The organism is Affinundibacterium seohonense, from assembly GCF_014284305.1.
GTDB lineage: Bacteria > Pseudomonadota > Gammaproteobacteria > Burkholderiales > Burkholderiaceae_D > Undibacterium > Undibacterium seohonense.
The window spans coordinates 36,512-51,102 of sequence record NZ_JACOFW010000001.1; the positions used below are offsets into that span (position 1 = coordinate 36,512).

Sequence of the window (14,591 nt, forward strand, 5' to 3'; positions counted from 1 at the left end):
CTTTTTTTATTGTTTTTTTGGGATAACGGGCTTGAGTTTTAGCCTAGTGCGCCAATCTAGTTAATGAAAGTTTTTTTTAAAGGTGCGCCATGACAACTTCCACAATTACTGAACGTACAGAATTACCATTATTGCCATTGCGCGATGTCGTGGTATTCCCCCACATGGTGATCCCATTATTTGTTGGTCGTCCTAAATCAATCAAGGCTTTAGAAGCTGCGATGGAGCAGGGCAAGAGCATTATGCTGGCAGCGCAAAAAGCGGCTGCAAAAGACGAACCGTCTGCTGATGATATCTATGAAATTGGCTGTATTGCCAATATTTTGCAGATGTTGAAACTACCGGATGGTACTGTCAAAGTGTTGGTCGAAGGCGCGCAGCGTGCTCGCATACACAAAATTACCGACTCTGATTCCCATTTCATTGCAGATTTGACGCCGATCACAGCGGAAGATGGCGATGATTCTGAAGTTGAAGCGATGCGTCGAGCGATCGTGCAGCAATTTGATCAATATGTAAAACTGAATAAGAAAATTCCGCCAGAAATTTTGGCATCGTTATCAGGGATTGACGATGCAGGACGTTTGGCCGACACGATTGCAGCCCATTTGCCATTAAAGTTGGAACAAAAGCAGGTCATTCTTGAGATCTTTAGTGTGGCTAAGCGTCTTGAACATTTGCTTGGGCAACTTGAAGGCGAGTTGGATATTCTTCAAGTTGAGAAACGCATTCGTGGACGTGTGAAACGCCAGATGGAAAAATCTCAGCGCGAATACTATTTGAATGAGCAAGTCAAAGCGATCCAGAAAGAGCTCGGTGAGGGTGAAGAGGGCGCAGATATTGATGAGCTCGAAAAGAAAATCACTGCAGCGAAGATGCCGAAAGAGGCGCGTGATAAAGCGATGAATGAGTTGAAAAAACTCAAGATGATGTCGCCGATGTCAGCTGAAGCAACCGTCGTACGTAATTATATCGATACGATCGTCAATTTACCTTGGAAGAAAAAATCCAAAGTGAATAATGATCTGAGTAATGCGGAAAAGGTGTTGAGTGACGATCACTATGGCCTAGATAAGGTCAAAGAACGCATTTTGGAATATCTCGCTGTGCAACAGCGCGTTGATAAATTGAAAGCGCCGATCTTGTGCTTGGTTGGACCTCCGGGTGTAGGTAAGACCTCATTAGGTCAATCCATAGCGCGTGCAACGAATCGTAAATTTGTTCGTATGGCTTTGGGTGGTGTGCGTGATGAAGCGGAGATCCGTGGTCATCGTCGTACTTACATTGGTTCGATGCCGGGTAAGATTTTGCAGAGCTTGTCCAAGGCCGGCGTTCGCAATCCATTATTTTTGTTGGATGAAGTCGATAAAATGGGGGCGGATTTCCGTGGCGACCCATCTTCCGCGTTGTTGGAAGTTTTGGATCCAGAACAAAATCATACTTTCTCAGATCATTACATTGAAGTGGATTTTGATCTGTCCGATGTGATGTTTGTGGCGACTTCGAACTCTTACAATATTCCAGCGCCTTTGTTGGATAGGATGGAAGTGATTCGTCTGTCTGGCTATACAGAGGATGAAAAGGCCAGTATCGCTTTGCGTTATTTATTGCCGAAACAGGTTAAAAACAATGGCTTGAAAGAAGAAGAAATTACGGTTTCTGAATCTGCGATTCGCGACATCATTCGTTATTACACGCGCGAAGCTGGGGTGCGTTCACTGGAACGTGAAATTTCTAAGATTTGCCGCAAAGTGGTCAAGATGTTGTTGTTGAAGAAGAGTGAAAAGAAAGCCACGATTTCTTCGAAAAATCTGGATAAATTCTTGGGTGTACGTCGTTATGATTTTGGTGTGGCAACCAAAGAAAACCAAGTTGGGCAAGTTGTGGGATTGGCGTGGACGGAGGTCGGTGGAGATTTGTTGACTATCGAAGCCGTTTCTATGCCAGGTAAGGGCGCGACAATTCGCACAGGTACGCTTGGTGATGTCATGAAGGAATCGATCGAAGCGGCGCGTACCGTTGTTCGTAGCCGCGCTGCTCGTTTAGGTATCAAGGCAGATGTGTTTGAGAAGACGGATGTGCATATTCATGTACCCGAAGGCGCGACACCGAAAGATGGCCCATCTGCAGGTATTGCGATGACGACAGCGATGGTCTCGATATTTACGGGGATTCCAGTCCGCGCTGATGTCGCAATGACCGGTGAAATCACTTTGCGTGGTGAGGTGTTGCCGATTGGTGGCTTGAAGGAGAAGCTGTTGGCAGCGCATCGTGGTGGAATTAAGACGGTGTTAATCCCAGAGGAAAATGCAAAAGATTTGACGGAAATTCCAGATAATGTCAAAAACAAGCTGGAAATTATTCCAGTTCGCTGGATTGATAAAGTCTTAGAAATCGCGCTAGAACGTCAACCTGTTCCATTGACTGAAGAGGAGATGGCAGTGCCAGCGGTTGCAAAAACAGAGGCAACTCCAGACACTTCAGCGATTAAGCATTAAGCGTTATTTAAAAAAGTCGCTATTGATAAAAAATGCCTGATGTCTTCATCGGGCATTTTTTTGTAATCATTGAATTATCAATGCTGGTCACACAATTCTTATATTGATGATTAGTGGTGGTCACTCTGATTTTTGTCTGAGGTACTGATTTGTCTTTACCTGATCACCAGCTACGCATTAACCCAACCGCTAATCCTTCTAATGCAAAATCGGGCTCATTTTCGTTGATTATAATTGGTGGAAAGTCGGGGTTTTCTGCCTGTAATTCAACACCGTCTGGCGTTTTTACATAGCGTTTGACAGTCACATCATCTCCAATGCGTGCAACAACTATTTGTCCGTTTCGGGCACTATCGGTTTTTTTGACGGCTAGCAAGTCTCCATCCATGATGCCAATGTCGCGCATTGATAGGCCCCGCACTCTAAGTAGGAAATCAGGTTTTGCTGAAAAAAGGGCGGGGTCGACCTGGTAGCTTGCTTCGACATGCTCAGTTGCTAATATTGGTGATCCAGCAGCGACGCGCCCAATTAGCGGTAAGCTTAATTGTAACGAGGGCGTATTTTGTTGCATCATCGGGGTACTTCGACCCAAATTCGATAACTCTGATTCTAGAAGTCTGATGCCGCGTGAGGTGCCTGCGGCTATTTCAATGACCCCTTTGCGTGCTAAGGCCTGAAGATGTTCCTCTGCTGCATTAGTGGAACGGAACCCTAATTCGTTTGCTATCTCAGCTCGGGTTGGAGGGAATCCCGTATTTTGAATTGCATCTTTTATGAGGTTGAGGATTTGTTCTTGGCGAGCTGTGAGCTTTAACATAGTTATTCCGATTAATTCTTGATTAAGCTTTAATGTGCTGTATATATAACCAGACTGTATTTTTATACAGTAAATGTTTGAATGCAAGTGATTTTGGGTTTAAATTTAATTTGTTTTGCAATTTGACTGCGTGCGGCGGATTTCTCGGGTGTGAAAATGTCAATATGACTTTCTCAAAAGAAGTAAATTGGCCATCTGCTTGATATTGAGCTGGAAGTGCGTTATCATCGTGGGCTGTCCTCTTCCTGCACTCGTCTTGACGCCGAGGCAGGCTTTATTTTTGTCCACAAGGAGAAATTATGCGTCATTATGAAATCGTATTTATCGTACATCCCGATCAAAGCGAGCAAGTTCCTGCAATGATCGAACGCTACAAGGCTAGCGTAACTACACGTGGCGGCCAAGTGCACCGCGTTGAAGATTGGGGCCGTCGTCAATTGGCTTACATGATTCAAAAATTGGCTAAAGCTCACTATGTTTGCATGAACATTGAGTGCGACGCTGAAACTTTGCTTGAGTTGGAAACAGCATTCAAATTTAATGATGCCGTTTTACGTCACCTCACAGTAAAAATGAAAAAAGCAGAAACAGCTCCTTCTCCAATGATGAAGTCTGTGCAGAAAGAAGATTCTGCTAAGGCACAACGTGTTGAAGCTCCAGCAGCTTAATAATTTTGACTAAGAGCGTGTAAGAAGCTGTAAAAACATAGTAAATCAAACTTGTGAATCAACTTATAGTCGTAGCCTCAGTTGTAGAGAAATCGGTGTTGCGTTATACCCCTGCGGGAATACCCATTGCCACAGCAACTTTGATTCACGATTCTAAGCAAGAGCAAGCAGGCGGTCAGCGCCAAGTTGAATTTGAAGTGCCAGCAATTGCTGCTGGCGAAATTTCAAAACGATTCTTGGAGATTGAATTGGGCGTCTCTATGATTTTTACAGGATTTTTAGCACGTAAGAACCGCAACAGCAAAAGTCTCGTTTTTCATGTGACTGAATTTCAGGAAGCTGAAGTTGAAGCGCGAAACGAAACAAATTTACTAGATTAGGAGCCTAAAATGGCATTCGGTAAAAAATTTGATAAAAGCAAATTAAAACAAAAGCGTCAGCAACAAAATCCATTGTTTAAACGTAAAAAGTTCTGCCGCTTCTCAGCAGGCCACGTAGCTGCAGTTGACTACAAAGACATCGATACATTAAAAGATTTCATCCAAGAAAACGGCAAAATTATGCCTGCACGTTTGACTGGCACTAAAGCTTTGTATCAACGTCAAGTTGACACCGCAGTTAAGCGCGCACGCTATTTAGCGTTGTTGCCATACACTGATTTGCACACAGCGTAATTGACGACCGTAATTAGGAGAAAAACATGCAAGTTATTTTGATGGATAAAGTCGTTAATCTCGGCAACCTGGGTGATGTAGTTCGTGTTAAAGATGGTTACGCTCGTAACTTCTTGATTCCACAACGTATTGCTCGTCGTGCGACAGCAGCTGCGATCGCTGAATTCGAAGCGAAACGTGCTGAATTGGAAAAAGCAGCAGCAGCTAAATTGGCTGAAGCACAAGCGCAAGGCGAAAAATTGAGCGGTTTGACAGTTCAAATTTCCCAAAAAGCGGGTGTTGATGGTCGTCTGTTTGGTTCTGTAACAAACTTCGATATCGCTGAAGCGTTGGCGAAACAAGGTTTCACAGTTGAAAAAGCGCAAGTGCGTTTGCCAGCTGGTCCTTTGAAGACGACTGGTGATCACTCTGTCTCAGTTGCATTGCACACTGACGTTGTGGTTGACGTAATCGTTGCAGTATTGGGCGAGCACGCTTAAACTTACTTTAAGTTTTCGTTCTTTCGAGAGCAAAAAAAGCCGGGGTATCCCGGCTTTTTTTATGGGTAAAATGGATTTGTAAAAATGACTTGTGTAAGCGTTATCAGCTCTGAAAATTCGTCTCTTTGAATGTGGTGATTGCCATACTTCTTCTTTTTTTGCACTCGAATAAAAAGGTATAATGCGCACTATGAAACATGCTCCTGATCCTCAGCTAGACTCCCTCCGCGTCCCTCCACATTCCATCGAAGCAGAACAATCGGTTCTGGGTGGTTTGCTGCTTGATAACGCCGCTTGGGATAGGATTGCTGACTTTATCGGTGAAGAGGATTTTTATCGCTTCGATCATCGTGTAATTTTTCAAGCCATTGTTAAGCTAATCAACTCCTCACGTCCAGCCGACGTAATTACGGTTTTTGACTATTTAAATGCTGCGGGTAAGGCGGACGATGTTGGTGGCCTGACGTATTTGAATGCCTTGGCACAAAATACTCCTTCGGCTGCAAACATTCGCCGATATGCTGAGATTGTGCGAGATCGTGGCGTGTTGCGCAAGCTGATTACCGCTGCGGATGAGATTGCCGGACAAGCCTTGAGTCCTCAAGGTAAAGAAGTAAAACAAATGCTAGACGAAGCAGAGGCAAAGATCTTTGCAATTGCTGAGGAAGGTTCACGTGGTGCTCAGGGATTTCAGGCAATTCAACCTTTGCTGACACAAGTTGTTGAACGAATCGATGAGTTGTATAACCGCGATCACACCAGCGATATCACGGGTGTGCCGACTGGTTTTGTCGATTTAGATCGCATGACCTCAGGCTTGCAACCAGGTGATTTAATTATCGTCGCAGGGCGTCCATCGATGGGTAAAACCGCGTTCTCCATCAATATTGGCGAAAACGTCGCCATCGATAGTGGTTTGCCAGTCGCTGTTTTTTCGATGGAGATGGGCGGCGCGCAGTTGGCGATGCGTATGCTTGGCTCTGTGGGTAAACTAGATCAACATCGTTTGCGTACAGGACGACTAATTGATGAAGATTGGCCACGTTTAACTTACGCCATTCAAAAAATGAATGAAGCGCAGTTTTATATTGATGAAACGCCAGCTTTGAGCTCAATTGAATTGCGTGCTCGCTCGCGTCGTCTGTCGCGTCAATGTGGTAAGTTGGGTTTAATTATTATCGACTACTTGCAACTGATGTCAGGAAATTCGGGTGGCGAGAATCGTGCTACAGAAATTTCTGAAATTTCTCGTAGTATGAAGGGCTTGGCTAAAGAATTGGGATGTCCAGTAATCGCGTTATCCCAGTTAAACCGATCGCTAGAGCAACGGCCGAACAAGCGTCCAGTTATGTCTGATTTGCGGGAATCTGGTGCGATTGAGCAGGATGCTGACGTTATTTTGTTTATTTATCGCGATCAGGTTTATAACCCTGATTCTCCGGACAAAGGCACGGCCGAAATCATTATCGGTAAACAACGTAACGGGCCAATTGGTAGTGTTCGTTTAAGCTTCTTGGGTGAATATACGAAGTTTGATAATTATATTGGTTCATTATCGATTTACAGTGACAATGAATAATTCGGTCTCTCCGGCTATTTTTTTGTAGTTCTTTTTTTGCAGTAACCACTAAGTCAGATGATCTCCACAATCCGATAGACGGCAAGTAGAGACTTATTATAAAAATTTTCTATTTTCAGGGAAATAAAAATGTTTGGACGATTAATGCCCACCGAGGGTAAATTTTTTGATCTTTTCAATCAGCACGCAGAGTTATGCGTCAAAGGTTCGAAAGAGATGGTCGCATTGATGACCAATTTTGATGATTTGGAAATTCGTGTACATGCGATCGAAGGTATCGAAAAACAAGCTGACACGGTCACTTACGCAGCAATTGAATTGCTACATAAAACCTTCATTACGCCGATAGATCGTGACGATATCCATAAGCTCATCACTAAGATGGATGACATTTTAGATTTGTTGGAAGATGCGGCGCAAACCATTTCCTTGTACGACATTCGTGAAATTACGCCAGAAGCGCAACGCTTGGCTGAGCTATGTTTAGCATGCGCTCTAAAGGTCAAAGATGCGGTTGCACTATTGCACAATATGGATAATTCCCGCCAAATTTTGACGATTTGCGAAGAGATTGATCGTCTCGAGTCTGATGCGGATCACGTGATGCGTGCCGCGATGTCGAAGTTGTTCCGCGATGAACCAGACGTACGTAATCTGATTAAGCTGAAAGCGATTTACGAAATTCTAGAGACTGTTACCGATCGTTGTGAAGATGTGGCGAACATTATTGAAGGCATTATTGTTGAAAACGCATAATCTGCCTGTCCTTTAATCTGTTTGTCCTTTGCATCGTCAGTTCTGCGATGCATGAAAAGAAAGTTCACATCTATGGAAACTTTAACTCCGACTTTGACGGTCATCATTCTTTTGGTGATCTTAGCTTTACTTTTTGATTTTATGAATGGGTTTCACGATGCGGCAAATGCCATTGCCACAGTCGTGTCTACCGGTGTATTAAAGCCAGGCCAAGCCGTGGCGATGGCTGCCATGTTTAATGTGTTGGCGTTCTTTGTATTTAGTTTGTCTGTAGCGAAAACGATAGGCAAGGGAACGATCGAGCCTTCAGTTATTGATCATTACGTGATATTTGGCGCCTTAGTTGGTGCGTTATTCTGGAACTTGGTGACGTGGTATTTCGGTATTCCATCCTCATCTTCGCACGCACTAATTGGAGGATTAATTGGTGCTGCAGTCGCCAAAGGCGGGACGGATACCTTGATTGCAGGTGGACTGTATAAAATCATTTCATTTATCGTACTATCTCCATTGATCGGTTTTTTCCTAGGCTCACTTATGATGCTAATTGTGTCGTGGCTGTTTGTGAAGTCAACGCCGAGTAAAGTCGATAAATGGTTCCGACGTTTGCAGTTAGTTTCCGCCTCGGTGTTTAGTCTAGGACATGGCGGTAATGATGCACAAAAGACTATGGCGATTATCTGGATGTTGCTGATCGCGACTGGTTACTCCAAAGCATCTGATGCAGCGCCGCCATTGTGGGTAGTCTATTCATGTTATGCAGCGATTGGATTTGGTACTTTGTTTGGTGGTTGGCGCATTGTGAAAACGATGGGGCAGAAAATCACTAAATTGAAACCTGTTGGTGGTTTTTGTGCGGAAACTGGTGGTGCTGCAACCTTGATTTTTGCAACGATTTTCGGGATACCTGTATCCACTACGCACACAATCACGGGCGCCATTGTTGGTGTTGGTTCTGCTCAAAAAATGTCTGCTGTTCGTTGGGGCGTTGCGGGTAACATCGTTTGGGCTTGGATTTTGACGATTCCGGCATCAGCCTTTGTCGCCGCGATCGCATGGTGGGTTGGAACAAAGATACTGTAATTCTTGACCTGTTCTGTATGAAAAAAATCCCAGACCAGTCTGGGATTTTTTTTGCTATTGTGAAAAGAGGGTTGTGCCCATCTATGCGAGTAATCTGACCAAATCACATTTGTTTAAAGAGATGTACAAAGCTACGGCTAACTTCAAGTTTCTCCGTTAATCCTTTAATTTGCACTAAGTGCCGTCCTCGCATATCGCGTACTACCCCCGAAATAGCCTTGGAATTGACTAACGTTGATCGATGAATTTGCCAGAACAAATGTGGATCAAGCTCGTCTGCTAAGTCGCGAACTGGCTTGCGAATCAGCGCTTCATAGCTCGCTGTTTGCACTCGCGTGTATTTCTCGTCAGACTGAAAAAATAAAATATCTTCAACGGGAATCAGACGTAACTCTTGACCAATTGATGCCTGTATCCATTGTAGATAATTGGGTTTCGGTGCAATGCCAAGTTGCTTTGCTAGTTGAGCCAGCATATTGCTCATGTCATTTGGTTCTGCTGCGGTGTTTAAGCGTGCTTTCAGTCGTTCGACGGTTTTACTTAGGCGTTCTGTGTCGGCCGGTTTTAAAACGTAGTCAACCGCGCCTTGATCGAATGCCTCGACTGCATATTGGTCATACGCTGTAATGAATACAATATGCGCTTTTGTACCGATTTCTCTCGCTGCTTCCAATCCGGTTTTTGCCGGCATCCGTATATCTAAAAAGGCGAGGTCAGGCTTAAGCGATTCCACTAACTGGATCGCTTCTTCGCCATTCTTGGCCTCATCCAAGATTTCTAGTTCAGGCCAAACTTGTTGCAGGCGTAAGCGGAGTTGGTCGCGCATCAGTCTTTCATCGTCAGCGATAATGGCAGTCGGCATATTTCTCTCTCTTGATTTGTTGATGCAAAGTTAATTATTTGGCGAGTTCATAGGGAATCTCTATGGTAACGCAGACACCACTAGGCTTGTTAGGGGAAATAATCATTTGTGCTTTATCTTTGTAAATTAATTTGAGGCGTTCGCGAATATTTTGTAAGCCTAACCCGGTGCCATTACTTGGGACTGCACCAAAACCGAGGCCATCGTCGCTGACAGTGACACGTAATTTATCTTGTTGTAGTTCGGCGCGAAATTGCAAAGTTCCACCTTCAGTTTTTACTTCTAGACCATGTTTGATCGAATTTTCAACCAAGGATTGCAGCATCATTGGTGGAAAAGAAGCTTTCCTGAGGTCGTCAGGCATAATGAAGTCAATGTTGAGTCGTTCCTCCATGCGCATCTTCAATAATTCGAGATACGCTTTTACCATATCTGCTTCGCGACCTAGATTGGTTTTCGCGGCATTTTCTCGCATTTGGGGCAGAACGGCACGTAGGTAAGCGATCAGACTGCGTTGCATCTTAGCGGCGCGTGGTGGATCAGTCTCAATCAAAAACTCAACTGAGGCCAGTGTATTGAAGAGGAAATGTGGTTCAACCTGCGCTTGCATCATTTGCATTTGCGCTTCACTCACTTGACGCAATAGTGATTCTCGCTCGGCAGTGGCATTGGCTTGTTTTGCTTGCTCTTCCGCCCGAACTTTTCCACCAAGGAGCGCTTTCATGCCAAATAAGCCAAAAACTAAAAGTAGGACAAAGTTCTGAAACCAACGTGAGGATTTGGTCTTTTCTTCATCCGACGCTTCCGCTGCTGCAGTATCGGCAGCACGTTGCATTTCGGCGCGAATTTCTCGGGCCAATTCTTTCGGTAATTTAATATGAACATCGTCCTTACCAAAAGTGATGCCTGGTGATTCTGATTCTGTATTTGATGTGGGTAAGTCGCTCATAGTCGATTCGACTTTGGACGCAATTTTCTCTTGATTCTCATCTACAATCTGCCAACCAGAACTATCAATGTCGACCCGCTTGCTATTCCCATAATTCTTGGGGGCTTTTATGCGAATCCCTGTATTGTCAATTTCAAATTTTTTATCATCGATAGCGATGCTATTTGCTGACGTATTGAGATTTTTCTTTTGTACCTTTCTGATTTTTTTGGTTTCTTCAGATGAAAAAAAAGTGTTTTGAATTATGTCTGCAGATGCGAGTAACAACACTGCGAACAGAAAGAACTTCCACCATGACAATTTGCTGACCCAGGTCGCCGTGTTATCAAAAGCGACATTCAGCCATGCTAGTGTGCTTCGCATCACAAATTTGAGCGTTTCTTGTGTTTTGGGATCCATGATGTTTGCTATTGAATAGATGTTTGCAACTCTGTAAAGCTTTGGCTTAATGAGTTTAGTTAGTCTTGTGTGATGTTACTTTACTTAAACGTAACGATTCTGTGGGATGGTTTGCGACGAGACGACAAAATTGAGGCATAGAATGTAAGCTTGCCCATTGTTCAAAGCTACTTAAGCAGGGATAGGCAATTTGCAGGTTGTTGCATGGCTCGTTAAGCCAAAACATCGATATTTTTGGACTTGATTGAACAGTGCTTTTTTAATTGTTGGCAATCCAGGCACGCAGGTCGGCTTTGGCAAGTGGACGCGCATACAGGTAGCCTTGAGCTAAATGGCAACCGAAGGATAGCAACGTATCAGCCTGATGTTCGGTCTCGACACCTTCAGCAATGACCTTAATATTCAAGCTTTGACTCAATTGCACAATCATTTTAGCAATACTGCCCTCGCCAGATTTATCACTGATCTCGTTGACAAATGCGCGATCAATTTTTAACTTATCGACATTCAGTTTTTGTAGGTGGCTAAGTGAAGAAAATCCAGTGCCAAAGTCATCAATTGACACTTGAGCGCCTAAACGTTTGATATGTTGTAGAGTTTGAATTAATAATTCCGGATCTGTCATCGCCATCGACTCTGTGATTTCAAGTTCGACGCATTGTGCTGGTGCTTGAGTATCGTTGAGTGCGCGTTCTAAGCTTTGTAAAAACAATGGGTGAGAGAATTGTGCTTGCGATACGTTGACCGCCATTTTGAAATCGGTGAAACCAAGAGCATGCAATTCCATTAATTCAAAGCATGCACTACGTAATACCCACTCACCGATGTCCACAATTAAACCAGAATATTCTGCAATTGGGATAAATTGGTCAGGTGGGACGAATTGGCCATCCTCAGTTTTCCAACGCAGCAGCGCTTCAGCACCAATCGCTCGACCTGTACGCATATCGATTTGTGGCTGGTAAACGACGAACAATCTTTCATTTTCGAATGCTGCCCTCAAGGCATGCATCATCCTCACGCGTTCACGAATTTCGACGCCCATATCGACCGTAAAATAGGTATATGACGAGCGTTGATGTGATTTTGCACGTTTTAATGCAATATTGGTATCTTTTAAGGCATCAGAACTACCGCCATCGTAGTTGCCAAGACGTACCAATCCAATTGTTGATGAAAGTTGGACATCTTGTTGGTCCACATTGAATGGATGATGGAAAACTTGCGCGATATTTTCTGGGCACACCAAATATTCGTTGCCAAGGAGGGCAAAAGTATCGCCGCCAACTCGAGCTAAATGGCAGGCTGTGCCAAAATGATTGAGCAAACGATTTGCGACTGCACATAACAGCATGTCACCAAATTGATGACCCAGAGCGTCGTTGGTTTCAGCGAAGTGGTCAATATCAATCAAGGAAAGGACACTTTTATCTTTGATTGGCGCACTCAAAGTTTCATTTAAAGTCTGCAATAATCTAAGGCGATTTGCTAATCCGGTGAGGGGATCAAAATACGCAAATTTATGCAGCTTTGAGGTCAGCATGATATTACTAAGACCAACGGCAACATTGCTACAGAATACATCAAGTAATCGTTTATCAAGTTCATTTATCTGCGTTTGTAAAAAAACACAGATATTTCGTTGACCAACATTGTCAAAATATAGGACGCTGCCTTTGCTGGCAAATACGTTACTTCTCAAATCTAGGCTTTGTTGGAGAATTTCGCGTAATTCCGAATTGCCGTTCCGCGCGATATCATGTTCAACGTATGAAATAAAGCTATGGCTGCCAGCGATCACAGTAAATTGATCGACTTTGTTCGACTCATCATTCTCGCCGGAACTGCAAATTAATCCCTCGACTTTTCGACCTAACAAGATTGCGATTTGTTGGAGAATGCCAGTTGCAAAATTCTGCAAACCTTTTTGCGACATCAATTCTGTACTTGCGTTGACAATCAGTTCTAAGCCTCGTTGATTTGCCGTAATGGCACAAATTTGCTCATACGACCGAATCGCCGAAGTCACCGTGGTGTAGAGTTTGGTTCTGGTGAGCTCCGATTTGGTTTTGTAGTCATTAATGTCGTAGTCGCGGATCGCATCGATCTCGGGAGCATAGCCTGGCTGTCCTGTTCGAAGGATGATTCGAACATCATGTAAGCCCAAAGTCTTGCGTACGTAATTGACTAAAGTTAGTCCGGCATCCTCTTGTTCCATCACGACATCGAGCAAGATGACGGCGATATTGGTTTCGTGCGAAAGAATTTCTCTTGCTTCGGTGGCAGAATACGCATGCAAAAAATTCAGAGGACGATTTTGGATTTCAAGGTTACCAAGTGCAAACATGGTCGCAGAATGAACATCGGGATCGTCATCAATGATCATGACGCGCCAACCAGGTTGATGCTTGTTTATGTCGTTCAGTTGATCATCACTCAACTCGTCCATAAATACCAGCGCATCGTCATTAACATGATTCATTTCGCTCATCTGTATTTAAGCTCCAATGGAGGTGAGAATGTTTTCGTTTGCGTATTCGGTATCATCATTTTCTTATGATGAATGTTGCTCCAGTATAAAACAACTAGGACTAAATAAACTGTTGGTTTGCTGCAAATGTCTGGTTTAATTCGTTTTTTTTAAAGAATAGCTCTTGGTTTATAAGCTTCAGCTCTGAACATTCATAGTAAGGCTGATAAAATATGCCTAATTTATATATTTTTATAGTGAAAAACATGTCTGGAAATACCTTTGGTAGCTTGTTTACAGTAACAACTTTCGGTGAGTCTCATGGGCCAGCCATAGGTTGCATCGTTGATGGTTGCCCTCCCGGGCTTGAATTGAGTGAAGCAGATATTCAGCCAGAACTGGATAGACGTAAGCCAGGCACCTCACGTCATGTCACGCAGCGTCAAGAGGCTGATCGAGTCGAGATCTTGTCCGGTGTATATGAAGGTAAAACTACCGGTACGCCGATTGCATTGCTGATTCGCAATGAAGACCAACGCAGTAAAGATTACGGAAATATTGTTGAAACCTTTCGGCCAGGTCACGCTGATTTTACCTATTGGAATAAATACGGTATTCGCGATCCTCGTGGTGGCGGTCGCTCGTCTGCTAGATTGACTGCGCCAGTGGTTGGTGCCGCGGCCATTGCAAAAAAATGGTTATTCCAAAAATTTGGTACGACATTTCATGGTGGTATGACTCAGCTTGGTGAAATCGTGATTCCGTTTTCATCTTGGGATTTTGCTGCGCAAAATCCTTTCTTTGCACCGACAAATGATGCTGATGTCATCGCAAATCTTGAGTCTTATATGGACAATCTGCGAAAAGATGGCGATTCAATTGGTGCTCGGATTGATGTCGTTGCTAATAATGTGCCAGTCGGCTTAGGCGAGCCTATTTACGATAAGTTAGACGCAGAGATTGCTTACGCAATGATGGGGATCAACGCAGTCAAGGGAGTGGAGATCGGTGCGGGCTTCGCTTCAATAGCGCAACGTGGTTCCGAACATGGTGATGAAATCACGGCGGAGGGCTTCCAAAGCAATAATTCGGGCGGAATTTTAGGTGGTATTTCAACTGGCCAAGAGATTCGTGTCTCGATGGCGATAAAGCCGACGTCATCCATACGCACTCCAAAGCGTTCTATCGATAAACTTGGTAATCCCGTGATGGTTGAGACTTTTGGTCGCCATGATCCATGCGTTGGTATTCGTGCTACGCCAATTGCTGAGGCAATGTTAGCTTTGGTATTAATGGATCATGCCTTGCGTCATCGTGCTCAATGTGCAGACGTAAAGGTGGATTAAATTAAATATTT

At 43.9% G+C, this 14,591-nt stretch carries 13 protein-coding genes; 9 read left to right on the forward strand and 4 right to left on the reverse strand.

Going from position 1 to position 14,591, the window contains the following annotated elements:
* Nucleotides 1-89: 89 nt before the first annotated feature.
* Nucleotides 90-2,498 (forward strand): endopeptidase La, encoded by a 2,409-nt coding sequence (gene lon / locus H8K52_RS00140; protein WP_186920496.1) that lies wholly within the window; start codon nucleotides 90-92, stop codon nucleotides 2,496-2,498.
* A 163-nt stretch (nucleotides 2,499-2,661) separates the two neighbouring features.
* On the opposite strand, the gene lexA is transcribed toward lon, so the two are convergent.
* Nucleotides 2,662-3,315 carry a transcriptional repressor LexA gene (gene lexA, locus H8K52_RS00145; protein WP_186920497.1) on the reverse strand — a complete coding sequence of 218 codons (654 nt, stop codon included), beginning with the start codon at nucleotides 3,313-3,315 and terminating at the stop codon, nucleotides 2,662-2,664.
* A gap of 299 nt (nucleotides 3,316-3,614) precedes the next feature.
* Between lexA and rpsF the strand changes: the two genes are divergently transcribed.
* The 7 genes from rpsF to H8K52_RS00180 all read left to right on the forward strand — a co-directional run bounded on the left by rpsF (nucleotide 3,615) and on the right by H8K52_RS00180 (nucleotide 8,554).
* Nucleotides 3,615-3,983, forward strand: a complete 369-nt coding sequence (gene rpsF / locus H8K52_RS00150; protein ID WP_186889824.1) for a 30S ribosomal protein S6 — start codon at nucleotides 3,615-3,617, stop codon at nucleotides 3,981-3,983.
* A gap of 53 nt (nucleotides 3,984-4,036) precedes the next feature.
* On the forward strand, nucleotides 4,037-4,363 hold the full coding sequence (priB, locus tag H8K52_RS00155) for a primosomal replication protein N (protein ID WP_186920498.1): 327 nt from the start codon (nucleotides 4,037-4,039) through the stop codon (nucleotides 4,361-4,363).
* A gap of 9 nt (nucleotides 4,364-4,372) precedes the next feature.
* A complete protein-coding gene (gene rpsR / locus H8K52_RS00160; protein WP_186889822.1) occupies nucleotides 4,373-4,657 on the forward strand; it encodes a 30S ribosomal protein S18 in 285 nt (94 codons plus the stop codon).
* Between the two features lie 26 nt (nucleotides 4,658-4,683).
* Nucleotides 4,684-5,136: a 50S ribosomal protein L9 gene (gene rplI, locus H8K52_RS00165; protein ID WP_186920499.1), complete on the forward strand. Its 453-nt coding sequence runs from the start codon at nucleotides 4,684-4,686 to the stop codon at nucleotides 5,134-5,136.
* Nucleotides 5,137-5,326: 190 nt separating this feature from the next.
* Nucleotides 5,327-6,715: a replicative DNA helicase gene (locus tag H8K52_RS00170; protein ID WP_425507513.1), complete on the forward strand. Its 1,389-nt coding sequence runs from the start codon at nucleotides 5,327-5,329 to the stop codon at nucleotides 6,713-6,715.
* A gap of 129 nt (nucleotides 6,716-6,844) precedes the next feature.
* Entirely contained in the window at nucleotides 6,845-7,471 is a 627-nt protein-coding gene (locus tag H8K52_RS00175; protein ID WP_186920501.1) for a DUF47 domain-containing protein, read from the forward strand.
* A gap of 72 nt (nucleotides 7,472-7,543) precedes the next feature.
* Nucleotides 7,544-8,554: an inorganic phosphate transporter gene (locus H8K52_RS00180; protein WP_186920502.1), complete on the forward strand. Its 1,011-nt coding sequence runs from the start codon at nucleotides 7,544-7,546 to the stop codon at nucleotides 8,552-8,554.
* A gap of 103 nt (nucleotides 8,555-8,657) precedes the next feature.
* Here H8K52_RS00180 and H8K52_RS00185 read toward each other — a convergent pair whose 3' ends face one another.
* From H8K52_RS00185 to H8K52_RS00195, 3 genes are all read right to left on the reverse strand, one after another.
* The gene (locus H8K52_RS00185) at nucleotides 8,658-9,416 is read right to left on the reverse strand and encodes a LytR/AlgR family response regulator transcription factor (protein ID WP_186920503.1); all 759 of its coding nucleotides are present in this window, start codon (nucleotides 9,414-9,416) and stop codon (nucleotides 8,658-8,660) included.
* A gap of 34 nt (nucleotides 9,417-9,450) precedes the next feature.
* Nucleotides 9,451-10,764 (reverse strand): sensor histidine kinase, encoded by a 1,314-nt coding sequence (locus H8K52_RS00190; protein ID WP_186920504.1) that lies wholly within the window; start codon nucleotides 10,762-10,764, stop codon nucleotides 9,451-9,453.
* 259 nt (nucleotides 10,765-11,023) lie between these two features.
* Complete coding sequence (locus H8K52_RS00195; protein WP_246464164.1) at nucleotides 11,024-13,246, reverse strand: bifunctional diguanylate cyclase/phosphodiesterase; 2,223 nt, start codon at nucleotides 13,244-13,246, stop codon at nucleotides 11,024-11,026.
* Nucleotides 13,247-13,500: 254 nt separating this feature from the next.
* Between H8K52_RS00195 and aroC the strand changes: the two genes are divergently transcribed.
* The gene (gene aroC / locus H8K52_RS00200) at nucleotides 13,501-14,580 is read left to right on the forward strand and encodes a chorismate synthase (RefSeq protein ID WP_186920506.1); all 1,080 of its coding nucleotides are present in this window, start codon (nucleotides 13,501-13,503) and stop codon (nucleotides 14,578-14,580) included.
* Nucleotides 14,581-14,591 lie beyond the last annotated feature (11 nt).